General features: G+C 67.8%; 15 protein-coding genes. 5 read left to right on the top strand and 10 right to left on the bottom strand.

Translation table 11 applies throughout. From position 1 onward, the window contains the following. Positions 1–110 precede the first annotated feature (110 nt). From FVP33_RS14545 to FVP33_RS14530, 4 genes are all read right to left on the bottom strand, one after another. Positions 111–1,019 (bottom strand): serine hydrolase, encoded by a 909-nt coding sequence (locus FVP33_RS14545; protein WP_147784404.1) that lies wholly within the window; start codon positions 1,017–1,019, stop codon positions 111–113. Then, positions 1,013–2,992 carry a M13 family metallopeptidase gene (locus tag FVP33_RS14540; protein ID WP_147784403.1) on the bottom strand — a complete coding sequence of 660 codons (1,980 nt, stop codon included), beginning with the start codon at positions 2,990–2,992 and terminating at the stop codon, positions 1,013–1,015. The genes FVP33_RS14545 and FVP33_RS14540 overlap by 7 nt, the downstream gene beginning before the upstream one ends. A 74-nt stretch (positions 2,993–3,066) precedes the next feature. Beyond that, a complete protein-coding gene (locus FVP33_RS14535; protein ID WP_147784402.1) occupies positions 3,067–4,299 on the bottom strand; it encodes a dihydrolipoamide acetyltransferase family protein in 1,233 nt (410 codons plus the stop codon). Beyond that, positions 4,299–6,488, bottom strand: coding sequence for an alpha-ketoacid dehydrogenase subunit alpha/beta (locus FVP33_RS14530; protein WP_147784401.1), 2,190 nt, complete (start codon positions 6,486–6,488; stop codon positions 4,299–4,301). Before FVP33_RS14530 ends, FVP33_RS14535 begins: the two co-directional genes overlap by 1 nt. A 111-nt stretch (positions 6,489–6,599) precedes the next feature. Between FVP33_RS14530 and FVP33_RS14525 the strand changes: the two genes are divergently transcribed. From FVP33_RS14525 to FVP33_RS14510, 4 genes are read left to right on the top strand one after another with little or no spacing between them, the layout of a single operon-like run. Further along, positions 6,600–7,127, top strand: coding sequence for a VOC family protein (locus FVP33_RS14525; RefSeq protein WP_147784400.1), 528 nt, complete (start codon positions 6,600–6,602; stop codon positions 7,125–7,127). Next, entirely contained in the window at positions 7,127–7,810 is a 684-nt protein-coding gene (locus FVP33_RS14520) for a GntR family transcriptional regulator (protein ID WP_147784542.1), read from the top strand. Before FVP33_RS14525 ends, FVP33_RS14520 begins: the two co-directional genes overlap by 1 nt. A 35-nt stretch (positions 7,811–7,845) precedes the next feature. After that, on the top strand, positions 7,846–9,222 hold the full coding sequence (locus tag FVP33_RS14515; protein ID WP_147784399.1) for an NADP-dependent succinic semialdehyde dehydrogenase: 1,377 nt from the start codon (positions 7,846–7,848) through the stop codon (positions 9,220–9,222). Position 9,223: 1 nt separating this feature from the next. Next, positions 9,224–10,087 (top strand): NAD(P)-dependent oxidoreductase, encoded by an 864-nt coding sequence (locus FVP33_RS14510; protein ID WP_147784398.1) that lies wholly within the window; start codon positions 9,224–9,226, stop codon positions 10,085–10,087. Positions 10,088–10,096: 9 nt separating this feature from the next. Here FVP33_RS14510 and FVP33_RS14505 read toward each other — a convergent pair whose 3' ends face one another. Then, positions 10,097–11,497 (bottom strand): M24 family metallopeptidase, encoded by a 1,401-nt coding sequence (locus FVP33_RS14505; protein WP_147784397.1) that lies wholly within the window; start codon positions 11,495–11,497, stop codon positions 10,097–10,099. 279 nt (positions 11,498–11,776) lie between these two features. Here FVP33_RS14505 and FVP33_RS14500 point away from each other — a divergent pair, with 279 nt between their 5' ends. Further along, complete coding sequence (locus FVP33_RS14500) at positions 11,777–12,493, top strand: helix-turn-helix domain-containing protein (RefSeq protein ID WP_147784396.1); 717 nt, start codon at positions 11,777–11,779, stop codon at positions 12,491–12,493. 27 nt (positions 12,494–12,520) lie between these two features. Here the strand turns inward: FVP33_RS14500 and FVP33_RS14495 are convergent, their stop codons facing one another. From FVP33_RS14495 to FVP33_RS14475, 5 genes are all read right to left on the bottom strand, one after another. Further along, the gene (locus FVP33_RS14495; protein WP_147784395.1) at positions 12,521–15,016 is read right to left on the bottom strand and encodes an ATP-binding cassette domain-containing protein; all 2,496 of its coding nucleotides are present in this window, start codon (positions 15,014–15,016) and stop codon (positions 12,521–12,523) included. A 2-nt stretch (positions 15,017–15,018) separates the two neighbouring features. Further along, on the bottom strand, positions 15,019–16,197 hold the full coding sequence (locus FVP33_RS14490) for a substrate-binding domain-containing protein (RefSeq protein ID WP_147784394.1): 1,179 nt from the start codon (positions 16,195–16,197) through the stop codon (positions 15,019–15,021). Between the two features lies 1 nt (position 16,198). Further along, the gene (locus FVP33_RS14485; protein ID WP_147784393.1) at positions 16,199–17,272 is read right to left on the bottom strand and encodes an ABC transporter permease; all 1,074 of its coding nucleotides are present in this window, start codon (positions 17,270–17,272) and stop codon (positions 16,199–16,201) included. A gap of 2 nt (positions 17,273–17,274) precedes the next feature. Beyond that, the gene (locus tag FVP33_RS14480; protein ID WP_147784392.1) at positions 17,275–18,648 is read right to left on the bottom strand and encodes an amidohydrolase family protein; all 1,374 of its coding nucleotides are present in this window, start codon (positions 18,646–18,648) and stop codon (positions 17,275–17,277) included. 134 nt (positions 18,649–18,782) lie between these two features. Beyond that, positions 18,783–20,210, bottom strand: a complete 1,428-nt coding sequence (locus tag FVP33_RS14475; protein WP_147784391.1) for an amidohydrolase family protein — start codon at positions 20,208–20,210, stop codon at positions 18,783–18,785. Positions 20,211–20,232 lie beyond the last annotated feature (22 nt).

The following is a 20,232-nucleotide window of genomic DNA, read 5'->3' as shown; positions in this document are numbered from 1 at the left end:
CGACGGAATCCGTCGGTTCACGGCGTCGAAGCGACGAAAATCGCCGCCAGTCATGGGAATAACCGGCTATCTGCCCCGACTGGGCGGGGCGGTGTACCCCGAAGTGGGGGTCAGTACACGTACTCGAGCAGGTCGTAACCGACAGTGCGGATGGCCTCGATCACGCGCAGCCTCGTCGCGAGATCCGCATCTGCGAACTGCACGGTGACGGCGTACGCCACCCCGGTCCTCGATCCGCTCAGCAGCCCGGCCTCCGCGCGCACGCCGAAGTCGACGCCGGTCTTGTTGACCACGCGGATGCCGTGATCGGTCGAGAGGTGGGCGAGCGGAGCGAGGCCGAACGCGCTCGCCACGAGCGAGAGGTCGGCGTTGAGGGCGAGCCAGCCGAGCACGCGGTCGCTCGTGACATGGTCGACGATCTCTCCGCGGGAGAGGGCGCCGAAGAGCCAGGCGAGTTCGGCGGTGGACGCCACGGACAGTTGCGGGGCGTCATCCGGTCCCCGGGTCGTGCGGGCCAGGTCGAGCAGCGCGGTGCGGGCGAGCCCGAGCGACTCGGTGCGCGTGCGCACCGCCTCCAGCCCGATGTGCCGCAACAGCACGTTGGTGGCGAGGCTGTCGCTCGTGGCACCGACCAGCGCGGCGAGGTCGGCGACGGGCAGGACCGGCGCCTGAAGCCGGTGCCAGATGCCGGGGGCACCGATCGCATCCGCCGGCGTCTTGTCGAGGATCCCGTAGCCGCCCAGCTCACGGGAGGTGATGCGCGCCGAGACCTCGATCAGCAGCAGGACCTGGCCGATGCCCGCCGCCGGCAGCACGATCCGGTCGTCGATCGACACGAGAGTGGCGCCGCTGCGCAGGTCGACGACGTGCGCGGAGACGCGGGCGCCCGCGTAGGCGAGCTGTCCGAGCGCGGTGAAGCTGCCGGAGAAGCTTTCGGCTCCCGCGGCTCCGCGATGGCGACCGACACGGGGGGTGCGGATTCGCTCTCGACGTACGTTGTCGCTCGTCCCAACTACCAAATAGTCACGCGCTCTTCTGGATCGAGCCACAGTCGATCGGCTTCTGTCACTCCAAAGGTCTCATAGAACGCGTCGATGTTGCGCACTATCTGGTTGCATCGGAACTCATTGGGTGAATGCGGGTCGATCGCGATGAGCCGCACCGCCTCCTCGTCCCGCGACTTGAGCTGCCAGGCCTGCGCCCAGGACAGGAAGAAGCGCTCGGCGCCACTCAGCCCGTCGACCACGGGCGGCTCCGCGCCGTCGAGGCTGATCAGGTAGGCCTTCCAGGCGATGGAGAGCCCGCCGAGGTCGCCGATGTTCTCGCCGATCGTGAGGGCGCCGTTCACGCGGTGATCGGGCACCTGGCGCGGGGCGAGGGCGTTGTATTGCTCGATGAGCGACGCGGTGAGCTTCTCGAACGCCGCGCGGTCGCCCGCGGTCCACCAGTCGGTGAGCCGACCGTCGCCGTCGTACTTGGAGCCCTGGTCGTCGAACCCGTGGCCGATCTCGTGCCCGATCACGGCACCGATCGCGCCGTAGTTGGCCGCGGCATCCCGACCCTCGTCGAAGAACGGGAATTGCAGGATGGCCGCGGGAAAGACGATCTCGTTGAAACCCGGGTTGTAGTAGGCATTGATGGTCTGCGGGGTCATGAACCACTCGTCGCGGTCGAGCGGCTTGCCGATCTTGCCGAGTTCGCGCTGGAATTCGAACTCGCTCGTCGCCCGCACATTGGCGATGAGGTCGTCCGCCCTGATCTCGAGCGTCGAGTAGTCGCGCCACTTCACCGGGTAGCCGATCTTGGGCGTGAACTTCTCGAGCTTGTCGAGGGCTCGCGCGCGGGTGTCGTCCGTCATCCAGCCGAGCGCCGCGATGGACTGCCGGTAGGCCTCGACCAGGTTCGCCACGAGCACGTCCATGCTCGTCTTCGCGGCCTCCGGGAAGTGACGGTCGACGTAGATGCGGCCGACCGCCTCACCCATCGCGCCCTCGACGAGCGAGACGCCGCGCTTCCAGCGGGCGCGCAGCTCCGGAGTGCCGGTGAGGGTACGGCCGTAGAAGTCGAAGTTCGCCTCGACGAACTCGTCGGAGAGGTAGGCCGCGGATGAGCGGATCACCTGCCAGCGCAGCCAGTCCGTCCAGCGCTCGAGGTTGCTGGCCGTCAGCGCCGCCGCGATGCCGTCGAGGAACGACGGCTGGCGCAGAACGAGCTCGTCGAACACACCGGTCGGCGCGTCCAGGGCGTCGAGCCAGCGGCCCAGGTCCGGGCCGTTGGCCACGGAGGAGGCCCTGGTCACGACGTCGTGCCAGGTGGTGAGGTTGTAGGTCTTCTCGCTGTCGCGCGTGGCGACGTTGTCCCAGTGCGCGGCGGCGATGGTCGTCTCGAGCTCGAAGACGCGGGCGGCGCGCGCCGCGGCATCCGGCACCCCGGCCAGGCCGAACATCTTCTCCAGGTAGGCGCGGTAGGCCGTGCGGATGTCCGCGAACTTCTCCTCGCGGTAGTAGCTCTCGTCCGGCAGGCCGAGGCCTCCCTGCTCGAAGAGGGCGATGTACCGCTCGGGGTTGCCCGGGTCGTTGTCGACGTACAGCTGGAAGAATCCGCTCACGCCCTGACGTTCGAGCACACCGAGGGCGACGAGGAACGACGGGATGTCCACGATCGCGTCGACATCGGCCAGCGCCGCGTGCAGGGGAGTCGCGCCGAGCTCCTGGATGCGCGCCTCGTCCATGTAGCTCGCATAGAGGTCGCCGAACTTGCGCTCCTCGGTACCGGGCTCGGCCGACTGGGCCTCCTCGATGATGTCGCGCACTGCCTTCTCGGCCTCCTCGGCGAGGAGGTAGAACGAGCCGAAGCGCGCCTTGTCCGAGGGGATCTCCGTGCGCTCGATCCACTTGCCGTTGACGTGCCGGAAGAGGTCGTCCTGGGGACGCACGGTCGGGTCCAGCTCGTCGAGATGGATGCCGGAGGGGAACGAGGAGTCGACGGTCATGCGCACCAGCTTAAGCCGTGCAGATGACCTCCGGTTGAGGGTGGCGCCGTGGACGAGCCGGGCGGGAGGCGGGACTACACGAGCATGCCGAGCGGGTTTTCGACGTGTCGCACGAACGCGGCCAGCCAACGCGCGGCGAGCGCCCCATCGAGCACCCTGTGGTCCGCCGAGAGCGTGACGGTCATGATGGTGCCGACCTCGATCTGCCCATCGACGACCACCGCCTCCTGGCGGGCCAGACCCACCGCGAGGATCGCCGATTGGGGAGGGTTGATGATGGCGGAGAACTCCGTCACGCCGTACATGCCGAGGTTCGAGACGGCGAAGCTGCCGCCCTCGAGCTCGTGCTGCCTGAGCCGACCCGACCGCGCACGCTCGGCAAGGTCGACGACGGTGCGGGCAACGGTGCTGAGCGTCATCCGTTCGACCGAGCGAAGCACGGGGGTCACCAGTCCGCCATCGATCGCCACCGCGACCGACATGTCAACTGTCGAATAGCGCATGATGGCGCTCTCGTCCCAGGTGGCATTGGCCTCTGGCACATCGATGAAGGCGGCGGCCGCCGCCTTGATCACGAAGTCGTTGATGGACACCTTCGTGGTGGCGGTCTCGTTGACCTCCCGGCGCAGTGCCACCAGCCGGTCGACCCGGCAATCCGCGACGAGATAGAAGTGCGGCACCGTCGACTTGCTCTCGGTGAGACGACGCGCGATCGCCCGCCGCATCGCGGTGTGCGGCACCGCGACGGGCGGTACCACGGTGGGCGATTCCAGGGTGGCTTCCGTCGTCCGCGGCGCGGAAACGGCGGACACCTGCTCTGCCGCGGGGGCCGCGGAGGCCGTCATGCCCTCGATGTCGCGACGCACGATCCGGCCACCGGGGCCGGTTCCCGTGACGGCCGAGAGGTCGAGGGAACGCTCCTTCGCGAGCCGGCGCACGAGCGGGCTGATGAACGCTCGGGCGGCCGACGGCACGGGTTCGGCGGCTGTCGGTGCAGTGGTCGTCGGGGCTGGAGCGGGGGCGGCACCGCCCGCGACGGACTCGGGACCGGGCACCTCGACGATCTCCCCCTTCTCCCCCAGAACGGCGATCGGGTCTCCAACCTTGACCGACACGCCCTCTGGTACCAGAAGTTGGAGCACCGTTCCGGCCATCTCCGCGGCGTATTCCACGATCGCCTTCTCGGTCTCCACCTCCGCGAGAGGCATTCCGACGGCGACCTCCTGGCCGACGGCGATCAGCCAGGTCTGGATGGCCGCCTCGGCGCTGCCCGCGAGCACCTCCGGCATCCGCACGACGGTGGCCATCAGCGACCGCCCATTCCGCGGCGAATGGTCTGGATGCCGGCGACGACCTCTTCGGTGCCGGCGATCGCGGCTCGCTCGAGCACCCTCGAGATGCTGGGGCTCGCCTCACCGCCGGTGACTCTCTCGACGGGCTGGTCGAGCCAGTCGAAGAAGCGGCGCTGGATCTCGTCGGCGAGCCAGCCGCCGTAGGACGTGCCGCGCGCGCCCTGCTCCACGATGAGCACGATGTTGGTCTTCTTGACGCTCTCACCGATCGTGTCCCAGTCGATCGATGCGCGATCGAGCCAGCGCAGGTCGATGACATCCGCGTCGATTCCGGTCTGTTCGACGGCCTCGAGGCAGTGAGCCACCATCGAGAGGTAGCTGATGATCGTTGCCTCGGCGCCCACCCGGCGCAGGGCGGCCTTGCCGAACGGCAGCTGATAGTCGAGATCGCCGACCGGAACCCGGTCGGCCATGCCGTACAGATCGACGTGCTCGATCACGAGAACGGGGTCCTGCAGCGCGAGGGCGGCATTCATCAGGCCGACGTAGTCGGCGGCCGTCGACGGGGCGACGATGCGCCAGCCGGGGCTCGTCGCGAAGATGCCCGCTGGGTCCATGAGGTGCTGCGAACCGTAGCCGGACCCCATCGCGACCTTGGTGCGCAAGACGAGGGGAACGGGGTTGTCGCCGCCGAACATGTGACGGGCCTTGCCGATCTGGTTGAAGACCTGATCGGCGGCGACCCACATGAAGTCCGGATACATGAACTCGATGACCGGCCGGAATCGCCCGTCGAGAGCGAGTCCGCCGCCGAGGCCCGTGAAGGCGTTCTCGCTGATCGGAGTGCCGAGCACCCGGTCGGGACCGTATTTCTTGGCGAGGCCCTTGGTCGCGCCATTCGTTCCGCCGTTGAGCCGGTGCACGTCTTCGCCGAGCACGACGATGCGCTGGTCCTGTTCCATGCGGCGATCCATGACGGCGGCAACGGCATCCACGAACTTCACGTCGCGCCATTCGCCCTCGTAGCCGGTCGGCTCGAGCACGGCGAGTGCGGCGAGCTCGCTGGCGTCGCCACGCACACCCACGTTCACGAAGGAGGTGTCCGGCCAGAGCTCGGGACGGATGCGACGCTTTCCGGTGTTCTCCGGGTCGGCCTCGATGAGCTGAGCGACCGCGGCGGCCATGGCGGCCTGCGACTGCTCGCGCACGGTGGTGATGAGCGCCTCGTCGGCCAGACCGAGTCTCGTCATCTCGGTGGCCATCTTCAGCAGCGGGTCACGTGCACGCCACTGCGCCTCCTCCTCCTTGCTGCGATAGCCGAAGGCGCTTCCCGGGTATGGGCCGTTCTGGTGGAAGAAGCGATAGACCTCGGCCTCGACGATGGCGGGACCGCCACCATTGCGCATGATCTCCCCGGCCTGGGTCATGGCCAGGTGCACGGCGAGCGGGTCCATGCCGTCGACCCGCCAACTCGGAATCCCGAAGCCCTGCCCGCGCACCGACAGCCGGGTGTCGGCAACGCTCTCGCTGATCTCGGTGGCCACGGCGTACATGTTGTTCTCGATGAAGAAACAGACCGGGAGCTTCCAGGCCGCCGCGAGGTTCATCGACTCGAGCACCGACCCGATCTGGCTCGCGCCATCGCCGAAGTAGTTGATGGTGATATCACGCGTGTCCGAGTGCTTCTGGGCCCAGGCGTTGCCGGCCGCCATCGGGGCGCCGCCGCCGACGATCGCGTTGGTCCCCAGGGCGCCGGCCTCGAACCACTGCAGGTGCATCGAGCCGCCTCGGCCCCGGCAGTAGCCCTGCGCGAGGCCGAGAATCTCGGCCAGCGTGCGCTGCAACACCGTCTGGATGGCCGGGGTGACGAGAGTGCCGAGCTCGAGGGAACCGCCGCTGACGTGGTTGATCGCCTTGGCGAGGAACTGGTGGTGGCCACGGTGCGAACCGTTCACGGCATCCGATGAACTCAGCCCGACGATGGATCCGACCGCGCCGCCCTCCTGGCCGATGCTCGAATGGGCGGGTCCGTGGACGAGGGATTCCGCGGCGAGGTCGAGAACCGTCTCTTCGAACGCGCGGATCAGGTGGAGCTGGCCGAGCATGGTCGCCAGCAGCGCGGGATCGGCCTCTTTCCAGTCCTGCGCGGTGGTGGCCAACTCAACCCATGGCGCACCGGTCTCTAAACGTCGTTGTTTCGGCATGGGGGTACGTTAGCGCCGATTGAATCCAATCACAAGCATTACTGGTCGAAAGGGTGGCTTTTTGGCCAGTATTCGGCAATACTGGATCCAATCAACGGCGAGGAGGTCGAGATGGTGGGTCTGCCAGGACTGCGCGGAACCGAGCACATCGGGTTCACCGTTCCCGACCTCGACGAGGCCGAGCGCTTCTTCGTCGATGTCATCGGCTGCGAACTGGTCTACTCCCTCGGCCCGTTCGAGCGCGCAGACGACTGGATGCAGACCAACCTGGGCGTGCATCCCCGCACCGTGATGCGCGAACTGCGCTTCTTCCGCTGCGGGTTCGGACCCAACTTCGAGATCTTCCAGTACGAGGCGGCGGATGGCCAGCGGCCGGAGCCGCGCAACAGCGACATCGGCGGCCACCACCTCGCCTTCTACGTTGACGACTTCGACGAGGCACTGGCCTACCTGCTGAGTCGCGGCGTGGAGGTCATGGGGGAGCCCACGGCCAGTTCGAGTCACAGCACCGGCCAACGCTGGATCTACTTTCGCAGCCCGTGGGGAATGCAGTTCGAACTCGTGAGCTACCCGCAGGGCAAGGCCTACGAGGCGACCGCGCCCGTGAAGCTCTGGCACCCCGCGCGTCCTGCGGAATGATGGGGACCGTGACCGACATCATCCCCCGCACCGGCAGCGCCGGTGAACGGGTCGCCAACGAGCTGCGCACGGCGATCCTCTCCGGCCAATACGCGCCGGGCGCCCGCATCCGGCAAGAGGATGCCGCCGACCGCCACGGGGCGAGCCGCGTCCCCGTGCGCGAGGCGCTCCGCATCCTCGAGGCGGAGGGACTCGTCACCCTCGTGGCGAACACGGGAGCGTGGGTGTCGCGGCTGGGCCTCGAGGAGTGCGAGGAGATGTATCAGATTCGGGAGAGAATCGAGCCCCTCCTTCTGCGCTACTCGATTCCGGACCTCGGGCAGCCGGAGATCGATCACCTGCAGTACCTCGCGGATGCCATGGAGCGGTCGGACGACATCGAGGAGTTCCTCACGCTGGACCGGGAATTCCACCTCGGCAGCTACGCCGCGGCGCGCACGAGCGTGCTGGGCGACATGGTCGAACAGCTCTGGAATCGCACCCAGCACTACCGTCGGGCCTTCACCCGGGTGTTCCGCTCGGAGGGCGACCGCAGCGTGCACCACGATCACCAACTGCTCGTGCACGCGATTCGCCGCTCCGACCTGGACGAGGCCGAACGAGTGCTGTACGGCCACATCCGTCGAACGCGACTGGAGCTTGCCCGGCATCCCGACGTGTTCCTCGATCCCGTGACCAACTGACCCCGACATCCCCGACGCACCGAGAAGGACGACCCATGGCCATCGCCACCCTCAACCCCGCCACCGGTGAGGTCGAAATGACCTTCGAGCCCCACGGACCCCAGGAGATCGAGAATCGACTCGCTCGAGCCCAGTCCGCCGTCTTCGCGCTGCGCGGGACCTCGTTCGCCGATCGCGCCGGCTGGATGCGAGCCGCCGCGGACCTGCTGGACGATGACAACGAGCGGATCGCGACCATCATGACCCGCGAGATGGGCAAGCCGATCGGCGCCGCGCGCGCGGAGGCGGCCAAGTGCGCCAAGGGCATGCGCTTCTACGCCGACCACGCCGAGGAATTCCTGCGCGACGAGGTGTTCGGCGACCCGGGCAGCCTCGGCGCGAGTCGCGCATTCTCCCGTTACGAGCCGCTCGGCATCGTGCTCGCCGTCATGCCGTGGAACTATCCGCTCTGGCAGGTGATCCGGTTCGCCGCCCCGGCTCTCATGGCCGGCAACGTCGGGGTGCTCAAGCACGCCTCGAACGTGCCGCAGTCGGCGCTCTACCTCGACACGCTCTTCGCCCGCGGAGGCTTCCCCGCCGGATCGTTTTCCACGCTGCTCATCGGCTCGGGCGAGGTGCGGGCGGTGCTCGAGGACCCGCGGGTCAAGGCCGTGACCCTCACCGGCTCGGAGCCGGCAGGGCGGTCGGTGGCCTCCATCGCGGGCGCCCAGGTGAAGAAGTCCGTGCTCGAGTTGGGCGGGTCCGATCCGTTCATCGTGATGCCGAGCGCTGACCTCTCCGCCGCTGTCGCCACCGCGGTGACCGCCCGAACAATCAACAACGGCCAGTCCTGCATCAGCGCCAAGCGTTTCATCGTGCACACGGACGTCTATGACCGGTTCGCCGAGCTGTTCACCGCCGCCATGGGTGCGCTCCGGGTCGGCGATCCGCTGCGGGAGGAGACCCAGGTGGGGCCCCTCGCCACGGCGGCCGGCCGGGACGAGCTCGCCCAACTGGTCGACGATGCGCTGACCGGGGGCGCCACCGCGCTCACCGGCGGAGCCGTGCCGGAGGGCGTGGGTTGGTACTACCCACCGACCGTGATCTCGGGAGTCACCGCGTCGATGCGGCTTCACCGCGAGGAGGCATTCGGCCCCGTCGCGACGCTCTACCGCGTCGACGACGTCGACTCCGCGATCGCCCTGGCGAACGTCACCGACTTCGGTCTCAGTTCGAGCGTCTGGACCACCGACCAGCGGGAGAAGGCCCGGTTCGTGTCGGAGATCGAGGCCGGGGCGGTCTTCCTCAACGGGATGACGATCTCTTACCCGGAGCTCCCGTTCGGCGGCATCAAGAACTCGGGCTTCGGGCGCGAACTCGCCGCGGAGGGCATCCGCGAATTCTGCAACCTCAAGACCGTCTGGGAGGCGTGAGATGGCACGACTGGGATTCATCGGCCTGGGAACAATGGGATCGGCGATAGCGAGGCGACTCGTGGATGCCGGACACACCGTCACGGTCTGGAACAGGTCAGAGGAGGCGATCGAGGCCCTCGTCGCCGCCGGAGCCACGCGGGCGTCGTCGCCGGCCGAGGCGCTGGCCGCTCCGGTGTCCTTCTCCATGCTCGCCAATGACGAGGCCGCCGAGGCCCTGCTCACGGCCGACAATCTTCGCGGGACGGAGAATCGGATCCATGTCAACATGGCGTCGATCAGCGCCGCGGCCGCCGATCGGCTGGAGCGAATCCACCTCGACGCCGGCCTGCGTTATGTGGCGTCGCCCGTGCTCGGTCGGCCCACCGTCGCGGCCGCCGGCGCGCTCAACATCCTGGTTGCCGGGCCGGAGGAGGCGATCGGGGCCGTCGAGCCGTTCCTGGAGGTGCTCAGCACGCGGATCTGGCGCTTCGGCGACCGGCCCCGCCGCGCCAACGTCGTCAAGATCGCCGTGAACTTCACCATCATCCACGCCATGCAGGCCCTGGGCGAGGCGATCAGCCTCGTCGAGGCCCACGAGATCGACGCCAGTGATTTCGTCGAGCTGCTGGGCGGCACCCTCTTCGGAGGCGTGGTGTTCACCGGCTATGGCTCGATCATCGCCGAGCGCCGCTACAGCCCGCCCGGCTTCACCATGGCCCTCGGCCTGAAGGATCTCGGACTGGCCGAGGAGGTCGCGGCAGAAGGCGGGGTGACGCTGCCGAGCGCCCCGCTCCTGCGTGACCGATTCGAGACCGCCCTGGCCACCGAGTCCCTCGCCGGACTCGACTGGTCAGCCATGGCCGAAGTCACCCGAGGCCACTGAGCACGAAGCTCAGTGCGCCGCGGGTGCCGTGTTCTCGCCACGCCCCTCGGTGGTGTTGAGGTGCGACTGCGAGTCGCGGATCGAGTTGAGCGTTCCGCCCACGGTGAAGTAGCGCTGTCCGGCCACGAGCAGCTCCTCCGCCGGGAACTTGGTGATGACCTGGCATCCGTCGGCCGTCACCACCACCTCCTCCTCGATGCGCGCGGCGCCCCAGCCGTCGGCGGAGGGCCAGTACGTCTCCAGGGCGAAGACCATTCCCTCCTCGAGGACCTCCGGGTGGTCGAGCGAGACGAGGCGCGAGAAGATCGGCTTCTCCCAGATGGAAAGACCGACCCCGTGACCGTATTGCAGGGCGAACGCGGCCTCCTCGTCCTCGAAGCCGAACTCCTGCGCGGTCGGCCAGACGCTCACGATGTCTGCGGTGGTGGCGCCCGGCTTCACGAGCGCGATCGCCCAGTCCATGTATTCGCGTGCTCGCTTGTAGGCATCCCTCTGGGCGGAACTCGCCGAACCCACGGCGAAGGTGCGGTAGTAGCAGGTGCGGTATCCGTTGAAGCTGTGCAGGATGTCGAAGAAGGCCGGGTCGCCCGGTCGGATGAGTCGGTCGGAGAACACGTGCGGATGCGGCGAGCAACGCTCGCCCGAGATGGCGTTGACCCCCTCCACGTACTCGGAGCCGAGGTCGTAGAGCGTCTTGGCGACGAGGCCCACGGCCTCGTTCTCCCGCACTCCCGGGCGCAGGAAGCGATAGAGCTCGTCGTAGGCGGCATCCACCATCGACGCCGCCTGGGTGAGCAGTCCGATCTCGTCGGCCGTCTTGATTCGGCGGGCCTCCATGAACAATTGCTGGCCGTCCACGACCTGGATGCCCAGCTGCTGCAGTGCGAACAGGACGGGCAGCTCGATCACGTCTACCCCGAGCGGCTGGTCGGCGACGCCGAACTTGTCGAGCTCGCGCTTGATCTTTGCGGCGAGCTTCTGGGCGATCTCCGCGTCCGGGGTGAAGGCGCCGCGGAGGGTGGAGATCCCGGCTCGGGCACCAGACTCGAGTCGCGGTCGGGTGGCACCGTGGTGCGGGGCGTGCGGGTCGGCGTCGGCCTCGGCGGTCGTGACGTCCAACCATGGGTTGTACAGGGCGTGGTGCTTGGCGGCCGAGCCGAAGTCCCAGGAGATGGGGTCGGTTTCCCGAGTCAGCAGGCTGAAGCGGATCAGCTTGTCCATGGCCCAGGTGCCGATGTGGGTCGCGGTCATGTAGCGGATGTTGGCGAAGTCGAAGGCGAGTACAGCGCCGAGCTCTGACCGGTTCAGCTCGGCCTTCAGCTTGGCGAGTCTCTCGGAGCGCAGGCGATCAAAGTTGATCCGCTGCTCCCAGTCGACAGCCGTGATGCCAGTAGTGTCTGTGTTACGCATGGAGTCCTCCCAAAACGACTTCGTTGGCGTTCAGTTTTATAGAATTAGTGTTTAGCATAGGTTAACATCGTCGTCCAGCCCCCGAGCGACCCGGGGCGCCATCCCGAGGACCTCGAGGCCCCAGAACTCGTCAAATTCAGCGGAATTTGGGGGCTCTGAGCCCCGCTCCCCGTACACTCTGGCTCTACGAAAGTTTTGCTTCGAAGACCCGCAGTGTGCGCTCTGGCTTGATAGGCTGTCGCCAGAGGCCATTCGCCTCACACCGTGAAGGAGCGCCGCATGACCGCCGAAATCGGAGTTCGCCTGCGAGAGGCCAGACTGCAGCGCGGCATGAGCCTTCGCAGCGTCGCCCAGTCCGTCGGGGTGTCGGCGAGCCTGATCTCCCAGGTCGAGACCGGCAAGACGCAGCCGTCGGTATCCACGCTCTACGCCCTCGTGAATCACCTCGGTGTCTCGATGGACGATCTGATGGGGGTGTCGACCCCGCACGCGGCCGCCGACGCGCCGGTCTCCGCCCCGTTCGGCCGCTCCGGGGCCGTCGAGCCCGCGGTCCAGCGCGGCTCCGAGAATCCGGTGCTCGAGATGGAGAACGGCGTGCACTGGGAGCGCCTGGCCGTCGGGGAGGGCGGCCCGGCCGATGCCCTCCTGGTCAGCTACGACCCCGGGGCCTCCAGCTCCATCGAGGGTCGCCTCATGCGTCACTCCGGCGTGGAGTACGCCTACATCCTCGAGGGCGAGATCACGCTGCAGCTCGAGTTCGACACGCACCTGCTGCGCAAGGGAGACTCGCTCCAGTTCGACTCCGTTCGGCCGCACCTGTACTCGAACAACGGCGACGTCGTGGCCCGAGGCATCTGGTTCGTGGTCGGTCGCCGCCAGCAGAACCAGGCCATGCCGAGCGCCATGGGCGCCGATCCGTCGCTCTCTCGAGGCGGCGACTCGCCCCTGACCTCGGCCGTGGACGTGTTGCAGGCGATGGACAACCTCCGTCCCTGATCGCTCCACCCCGGTGCGCATGGGCGATCAGCGCCGATCCGCACGCGACCGCCGCAGGCGCACGATCATCGGCAACACGGCCGCGAAGAGCACGAACACGCCCTGAAGCCAGTACTGCCAGGACAGCGAGAGCGACAGGAACGTCAGCGAGTTGGTGATCGTCTGCAGCAGGATGCCCGCCACGGCCACCGCGATGGCGGAACCGGACCCTCCGAAGATGCTCGCCCCCGCGATCACGATCGCGGTGACCGACGTCAGGGTGAGGGACTGGCCGGTGTTCGCGTCCCCGATCCCCGTCTTGGAGTAGAGCACGAAGCCCGCGACCGCCGCCAGGAAGCCGGCGGAGACGGTGGCGAACAGCCGCATCGAAGGCACGTTCACGCCCATGCGATTGGCCTTCACCGGATCGGAGCCCGCCGCCCGCAGGCCGCGCCCCAGGCCCGTTCGAGTGATGAGGAACCACAGCGCGATCGTGATGACGATCGCAAGCACCAGCACGAGTGGAATCCCGCCGACGGTGGTGCCGAGGGCCGTCATGATCTCGGGGGTCGCTGACCCCCCGGGGTTCGGCCGGAGTACCTGCGCCACACCCACCACGGCGATAGACGTCACGAGGGTGGCGATGACGGGCGGTATGGACAGTCGGGTCACGAGGAGGCCGTTCACCAGGCCGACCAGCAGGCCGGCGCCGAGAGCGAGCACGACGCCGAGCGCGAAGGCCGGTCCCGAGGTGCCGAAGTAGGAGATCACGACTCCGGACAGGGCGACGACCGACCCGATGCTCAGGTCGATTCCCCCGGTCATCACCACCATGAGCTGCGCCAGTCCCACGAGGATGAGGGTGGCCGATGCGGCGAGCAGCTGACTCATGTTCAGCGAGCTGACGAAGGCGGAAGAGACGATCGTCGTCGCGAGGCCCAGGAGCACGGTGAGCGCCGCCAGGACGCCGGCCTGCCCCTCCCTGCCGAGGCTGAATGCGCGCCGACGCCGGGTCGGCAGGGCCGAGACGGTGGTCGCCGAGTGCCCAGTCGACATTACAGCGGCGCCCGTGATGGAACGCTCGGTGACATCCGAACCGTCCAGCACGGCCTGCACCCGGCCGCGGGAGAAGACGAGAACCTGGTCGCAGAGCCCCTCGAGCTCGACCGCATCCGTCGAGAGCACCACGACGGCGATTCCGGAGTCGGCCATCGCCCGCAGGAAGGCGTAGATCTCGACGCGGGCGCCGGCATCCACCCCCTGGGTCGGGTCCTCCACCAGCAGCACCCTGGGGTCGCCCAACCGGGCGCGGGCGAGAAGCACCTTCTGCTGGCTTCCCCCGGAGAGCGAACTGACCGGAGTCTCGAGGGTCGGGGTCTTGACCGCGAGTCCGGCGATCGCCTGCTGGCTGAGCGAATACTCCAGCGAGCGGTTGGCCAGCCCCCGGGGCATGGCGCTGTCGAGCGAGGGGGCGACGACGTTCTCGCGCACCGACATCTTGCCGAACATCGCCTCGCCCAGCCGGTCGCCGGGCAGGAAGGCGATCCCGGCGCGGGTGGCAGAGCCGTGCGAGCGCATGCGAACGACCGTGCCCGCGACGGAGACAGTGCCAGACACCAGTCCCTTGCCGGAGAGCGCGCGCAGGAACTCCCGTTGCCCGTTGCCCTCGACTCCGGCGAGGCCGACGATCTGTCCGGGAAGCACGCTCATCGAGCAGTCGGAGAATCTCGCCCCCGAGGCGTCGGAAACGAGGAGCACGGGTTCGAGGGCGGTCCCCGGCGCCTGCTGCTTGTCGGGGAAGGTGGTCTCGAGAGATCGCCCGACGATGAGCTCGACGATCTGGTCGGCCGAGAAGTCGGCGACCTTGCCGCGGCCGACGACCTGACCGTCGCGGAGCACCGTGAGGTCGTGGGCGATCTCAACGACCTCGGGGATGCGGTGGGTGATGTAGACGATGGCCACGTTCTTGGCGAGGAGCTCGGCGATCCGAGCGAAGAGCCAGGTCGTCTCCTCCGGGCCGAGCGCCTCGGTGGGTTCGTCGAGCACGAGCACCCGGGGATCCGAGGCGAGGGCCGCCGCGATCTCGATGAGGTGGGCCTCGCGCAGGGAGAGGGCGGAGATCGTGGCGGTGGGATCGATCGTGAGTCCCAGGGAGGCGAAGTGCGCCGTCAGCCAGGCGGCCGCACCGGAGCGAGGTGGTCGCTTCGAGTCGGGCAGCAGGAGCAGCACGGCGTCCAGCACGGTCAGGGACGGGGCGAGGGCCGGCACCTGGTAGACGATCGCCAGCCCGCGCTCGCGGGCCATCCGGGGCTGCATCCTGGTCACGCTCTCGCCGGCGAGGCCGATCGTGCCCGAATCAGGCACGACCGACCCCGCGGCGATTCCGACCAGCGTCGACTTCCCCGCCCCGTTCTCCCCGAGGATCGCGTGAACCTTTCCCGGGGCGGCGCTGACGCTCACACTGCTGAGCGCGCGCACGCCCGGGTAGGTCTTCGAGATGTCGGAGAGGACGAGCACGGGCTCGACAGTGGTCGATTCATTCATGGTTAGCTGAACAGTTTCTTGATCTCGGCGGTGGTCAGCAGGGTGGACGGAGTCGCGTCTGCCGGGGCGTCCTTGAGGCACGCGTCCTGCGGAAGGATGGAGCCCTTGGCCGAGCCCGTCGAGTCCTCGTAGATCGCGAGGTTGTAGATCGACGGCTCGGTGTCCGACTTTCCGTTGAAGGCCGCGAGGGCCTTGCGCAGCGCGACGCGACCGATCCAGGTGCGCGAGGAGTGGGTTGCCAGTTCATAGCCCGGGTTGGCGGCCTTGAGCGCCGCGTAGCCACAGCTCAGCGAGTTGTCGTCGGTGGACGTCATGATCGGCAGCGAGATTCCCGCGGCCTGGTAGGCACGGATGGCGCCAGCGGCCGTTGCACCGTAGTCGGTGACCACGGCGTCGATCTTCGGGAACTGCGCGAGCAGTCCGGCCATCGCGGTCTGCGCCTGGGCGGGGTCCCAGTTGGTGGCGACCGGCTGCGGGGTCAGCAGCTTGATCTGCGGGTTCTTGCTGATGACCGACTGCACGCCCTCGAACTCACCGGTGGACACGGCCGCGCCGGCCGGGCCGCCGAGGAAGACGACGTTTCCGCCCCCCTTGCCGAGCCGGTCGACCACCCACTGCGCCCAGGACGAACCCGAGAACTGGGGGGACTGGTCCGTGTAGTCGAGGAATCCGCTCCCGGCCTTGGCACCCGGATCGGATGCCACCGCCACGACGAGCGATCCGGCATCGGTCGCCGTCTTCATCGCGGGAAGGTGCGCCTCGCCCGGGCCGGCATCCGGGATGACCAGGATGATGTTCGTGCCCTTGGCCGCCATGCTGGTGATGGCCGAGGTCGTCGCGGCGAGGTCACCGCGTCCGGCGGCGTACTCGAAGCTCTTGATCTGCTTGCACTTGGCGGCCTCGCTCTGCGCCTCCGCCTTGACCGTCTTCGACCAGGTGTTTGTGCCGTAGCCGTCGACGAAGCCGACGCTCACCGGCTTGCCCTTCGAATTGCAGATGTCGGCGATGTTGCTGAACTTGCTGATGTCACCGACGCTTCCTACTGCGATATCCGCGGTGGCGCTGCCACTGCTCTTCACGCCTGTGCTGTTCGTCGATGAACAGCCGGTGAGAGCGAGTCCGGCGATTGCCAGGACCGCGAATGCTGCGCGCGTACCGCGCGCAGATGGGATGCGATTCATTTCACACTCCTCTTTTTTGAGTCTTCTTGGTGGGTTGGGTGGATGTACTTCTCCGAGCGAGACGTTTGAGCCTGGCCGAAGACCCGCCCAGCTGGAGCTGGGCGACAATCCCGACGCCGATGATGAGCGCCTGGACGATGTTCTGCACGGCCGTGAGGGTCGTGAAGGTCTGGACCAGCTGGGTCAGCTGGGCCAGGAAGAGTGCACCGAACGCGGTGCCGGCGAGGCTTCCCCTTCCGCCGGTGAGGGCGGTGCCGCCGAGCACGACGGCCGCGATGGAGGGCAGCAGGTAGGCATTGCCGGCGGTGAGCGTGGGGGTGCGAAGCAGACCGGCCAGAAGCACGCCGGCACCGGCGGCGAGCGCGCCGGCGAGCCAGTAGGCGGAGATCACGTAGCGCCGCACGGGGATGCCGATGATTTCGGCGCTCCGCTGATTCTCGCCGACGAGCTCGAATCGGCGGCCCAACCGCGTGAACTTGAGCACGGCCTGCACCACGACCACGATCACTATGGCGAAGACGGCGAGCACCGGGATGCCGAGGAACTTGCTGATGGCGAAGGCGCTCAGTTCGGGATCGCTCTGCCCGCTGAACCCGCCGGAGATGGACTGCACCGCCCCGACCATGAGGGCATTGGTGGCGATGGTCACGACGAGCGGGGGAAGTCCGAAGAACGCGATGACGACGCCACTGAGCAGTCCGAAGAGGGAGGTGGCGACGATGGCGATGATGATGGCCATCGTCAGCCCGACCCGGGGGTCGGATCCGAGGGTCGAGACCAGAAGCGCACCGAGCGTGACCGCGCCCGGAAGCGACAGGTCGAGACCGCCCTGCTGGATGACGAAGGTCTGGCCGATCGCCACGATCGCGATGAGTGCCGCGAACGGCAGCATCGAGATGATGGCCGTTCCGCCCACGCTCGCCGGGGCGATCAGCGGGCTCACGGCGAAGAGCAGAACGACGGCGATCAGGGCACGCGTGCCCGGCCAGGAGAGCACCATCGAGGGCAGCGGTCCCCGGTTGGCCGGCGCAACTCGCCCGGCCGCTTCGGGCTTCGCGGCGGGAGTCGTGGTCATGGTCAACCCAGTTCCGGGTGCCAGGTGCCACCGAGCTGTGCCTCGGGCATCTCGCTCAGGAGATGGTCGCGGGCGTCGATGGCCATCGCCTTCACCTTGTCGTAGTCGACGCCGACGAGTCGGCCGTCTCGTTTGACCCTTCGCCCAGCGACGAAGACATCCCGCACGAGCCCGGGATGGGCGCCGTAGACAACGGCCCCGAACGGGTTGTTCATCGGAGTGATGGCGAGCGAACGGTCGTCGAGCACGACGATGTCCGCCGCCTTGCCGATCTCGATGGAGCCCGTGACGTGGCCGAGGCCCGCGGCGTTGGCGCCGTCTATCGTGGCGAAGCGGATCACCTCGGCGCAACTCAGCCCGATGCGCTCGATCACCTCTCCGGTCTCGACCGCCGGCGCGTTGTCGAGCGCTCGCTGCATGCCGACCGCGGTGCGCATGGTGCCGAACATGTCGCCGCCGTTCGAACTGCAGACATCGATCGAGAAGCTGGGACGGATGCCCGCCTTGAGCAGGCGGCCGGTGGCCGGGAACCCGTGGCCCATCTGCATCTCCACGTCCGGAGCCACCGAAGCGGATCCCCCGGACTCGGCGATGAGGGTGAGTTCCTCGTCCGAGAGGGTGTTGCAGTGCACGTAGGTCGTCGTGTCGAAGAGAAGTCCGTCCCGCTGGAGTTTGAGGATCGGACCCGACTTGCCCCAGTACCCGTCGCCGACGTGGACCGTCACTCGCAGGTCGAGGTCCCTGGCCAGCGCGAAGTCGTGCACGTTGACCTCGGGGGTGGTGAACTGCGGTCCGCGCAGGGCCATCGCCATCGTGACGAGGCCGGTGTTGTCCGAGAAGTACTGCTCGCGAATGCGACGCGCGTCTTCCGGGTGGTTGTTGGGGGAGGGCAATGGGGCCCCCCACTGCTTTGAGCCGCCTCCGTGCGCGAAGACCGCGCGCATGCCGGTGTCGGTGAGCGCCTGGATGGCGGCATCGGCATGGGCCGGCGTGGCCAGATTGTGGGACCAGTCGACGAGGGTCGTGATTCCGCTGTCCAGCGCCTCCAGGGCGCCGAGGTAGTTGCCCGCGTAGGTGTCCTCTGGACGGAAGTGCTTGCTCAGCCCGGTGTGCAGTCCGGCGAGGTACTCGGTGAGCGACCAGTCCGAGGCGATCTCCCGGATGACCGACTGCCAGGTGTGGCGGTGGGTGTCCACGAATCCGGGGAGCACGATGCGACCCGTGACGTCGATGACCTCGGCGTCGCCGGCCTCCAGTGAGTGTCCGATCGCCGCGATCTTGCCATCGGCGATGAGGATGTCGACCCCGACCAGACACTCACCAGCGGTCGCCGCGGTGATGACCGTTCCGTTACGCAGCAGGGTTTTCGCGGTCATGGTCGTCGTCGACTCCTCAGTGAATCAGCAGCCCCGAGAGTGCCTCGTTGCAGTGGGTGGCGTGCTCTTGCCATGCTAGAAGTGGCACTGCACAGTGTCAAGTACAGATTACATTACTGTTTAGTAACAGTGAACTAAGCACGTTCTCGATAGAGCGGGATGTCGATCGGAGGCTGGGGGATGAAGCCACCGTTAACATCCATCTGCTCGTAGAGGAAGTTGTGAGACTCCTCAAGCTGGGCGAGCGCCGCCCGCACATCCACGTGCACGAGGGCGCCTCCACGCTTGACGACGCGGCCGTCGACGAGCACGGTGTCGACGTTTCCCGCGTTCGCCTGCGCGATGATCGCTCCGCCCGGCTCGCGCCGGTTCCAGCCCGCCTGGCTCACTCCGCCCATCTCGAGAAGCACGATGTCGGCGCGCTTCCCCGGGGTGAGGGAACCGACCACGTCCGAGACGCCGGCCGCCCGCGCTCCGTTGACCGTGAGCCAGCTGAGGGCGTCGTGAGTCGTCCACGCCATCTCCTGCGGCGCGACCATGCGCTGGTAGCCCGGTTCATCCGCGCGCCAGCGGCTCGCCTGCAGCACGAAGCGGCTGTGCGAGATCATGTCTCCGCTGCATCCGCTCACGCAGTCGATCCCGAGGCTCGGTCCCGGCGTGTTGTCTGTGACCTCGCGGATCACCGGGAAGCCCATGCCCATCTGCATCTCGGTCTCGGCACACACCGAGACCATGACGCCGGAGTCTCGGAGCAGCTCCCACTCGTGCTCGGTGTTGAACGTGCAGTGCACGAGCAGGAGGTCGTCGCCGAGCAGGTCGTTCGCCGCGAACACCTCGACATCCTGGAAGAGCTGGCGCACCATCACCTGGTTGGCGTGCGTGGTGATCCTGGCGCCGAGTTCGCGGGCGAAGCGGAACTCCATCGCGACGTCGGCGACGGGGGTGATCGTCAGCTCCTGCGGCGCGATGCCGAACCGCAGGATCGAGTTGTCCGAGAAGTGCTGGTCGCGAATCTCGCGGGCGAGCTTCTCGCGAGTCGAGAAGTTCGCCGGATCGGCCGAGCCGGCGATTCCGCCCCTGGCCTGGGACCAGGTGTTCTCGGTCACCGGGGTCAGACCGTGCCCGTAGAGACCGCGGATTCCCGCATCCTTGAGCCCGGTCACCGCCGCGTGGGCGCAGTCAGGGTCGAGGATGTTGTGGCAGTAGTCCACGAGGGTCGTCACGCCGCTGTTGAGGGCGTCCAGGGCACCCAGGTAGTTGCCCACATACATGTCCTGCGGGCGGTAGCGGGGCGCCATCTGCAGCCGGATGCCGCGGAGGTAGTCCGGGATGTTGCCGTCGGCGAGGATCCCGCGCAGGGCGGTCTGCCAGGTGTGGCGGTGCGTGTCGACCATTCCGGGCATGGCGATCATCGTGGACGCGTCGATGATCTCCGCGTCCGCCTCGATGCCCGGCGCCACCCTCACGATGGTGCCCTCGTCGATCAGGATGTCCGCCCGCTCGAAGTCGCCGAGCGTCTTGTCCATCGTGACGACGGCCGCGTTCTTGATCAGGGTGCGCATGTCGTCGCTCCTTCGCCTCTGC

The organism is Lacisediminihabitans profunda (genome assembly GCF_008040105.1).
GTDB lineage: Bacteria > Actinomycetota > Actinomycetes > Actinomycetales > Microbacteriaceae > Lacisediminihabitans > Lacisediminihabitans profunda.
Note: the sequence above shows the minus strand (reverse complement) of the source record. Positions and strands in the feature narration are given on the sequence as shown.

Excerpts from the sequence above, each read along its gene's own strand:
- FVP33_RS14540 (WP_147784403.1), bottom strand. The coding sequence starts at position 2,992 with ATGACCGTCGACTCCTCGTTCCCCTCCGGCATCCATCTCGACGAGCTG.
- FVP33_RS14530 (WP_147784401.1), bottom strand. The coding sequence starts at position 6,488 with ATGCCGAAACAACGACGTTTAGAGACCGGTGCGCCATGGGTTGAGTTG.
- FVP33_RS14510 (WP_147784398.1), top strand. The coding sequence starts at position 9,224 with ATGGCACGACTGGGATTCATCGGCCTGGGAACAATGGGATCGGCGATA.
- FVP33_RS14480 (WP_147784392.1), bottom strand. The coding sequence starts at position 18,648 with ATGACCGCGAAAACCCTGCTGCGTAACGGAACGGTCATCACCGCGGCG.
- FVP33_RS14500 (WP_147784396.1), top strand. The coding sequence starts at position 11,777 with ATGACCGCCGAAATCGGAGTTCGCCTGCGAGAGGCCAGACTGCAGCGC.
- FVP33_RS14495 (WP_147784395.1), bottom strand. The coding sequence starts at position 15,016 with ATGAATGAATCGACCACTGTCGAGCCCGTGCTCGTCCTCTCCGACATC.
- FVP33_RS14475 (WP_147784391.1), bottom strand. The coding sequence starts at position 20,210 with ATGCGCACCCTGATCAAGAACGCGGCCGTCGTCACGATGGACAAGACG.
- FVP33_RS14515 (WP_147784399.1), top strand. The coding sequence starts at position 7,846 with ATGGCCATCGCCACCCTCAACCCCGCCACCGGTGAGGTCGAAATGACC.
- FVP33_RS14505 (WP_147784397.1), bottom strand. The coding sequence starts at position 11,497 with ATGCGTAACACAGACACTACTGGCATCACGGCTGTCGACTGGGAGCAG.
- FVP33_RS14490 (WP_147784394.1), bottom strand. The coding sequence starts at position 16,197 with ATGAATCGCATCCCATCTGCGCGCGGTACGCGCGCAGCATTCGCGGTC.
- FVP33_RS14535 (WP_147784402.1), bottom strand. The coding sequence starts at position 4,299 with ATGGCCACCGTCGTGCGGATGCCGGAGGTGCTCGCGGGCAGCGCCGAG.
- FVP33_RS14520 (WP_147784542.1), top strand. The coding sequence starts at position 7,127 with ATGGGGACCGTGACCGACATCATCCCCCGCACCGGCAGCGCCGGTGAA.
- FVP33_RS14525 (WP_147784400.1), top strand. The coding sequence starts at position 6,600 with ATGGTGGGTCTGCCAGGACTGCGCGGAACCGAGCACATCGGGTTCACC.
- FVP33_RS14485 (WP_147784393.1), bottom strand. The coding sequence starts at position 17,272 with ATGACCACGACTCCCGCCGCGAAGCCCGAAGCGGCCGGGCGAGTTGCG.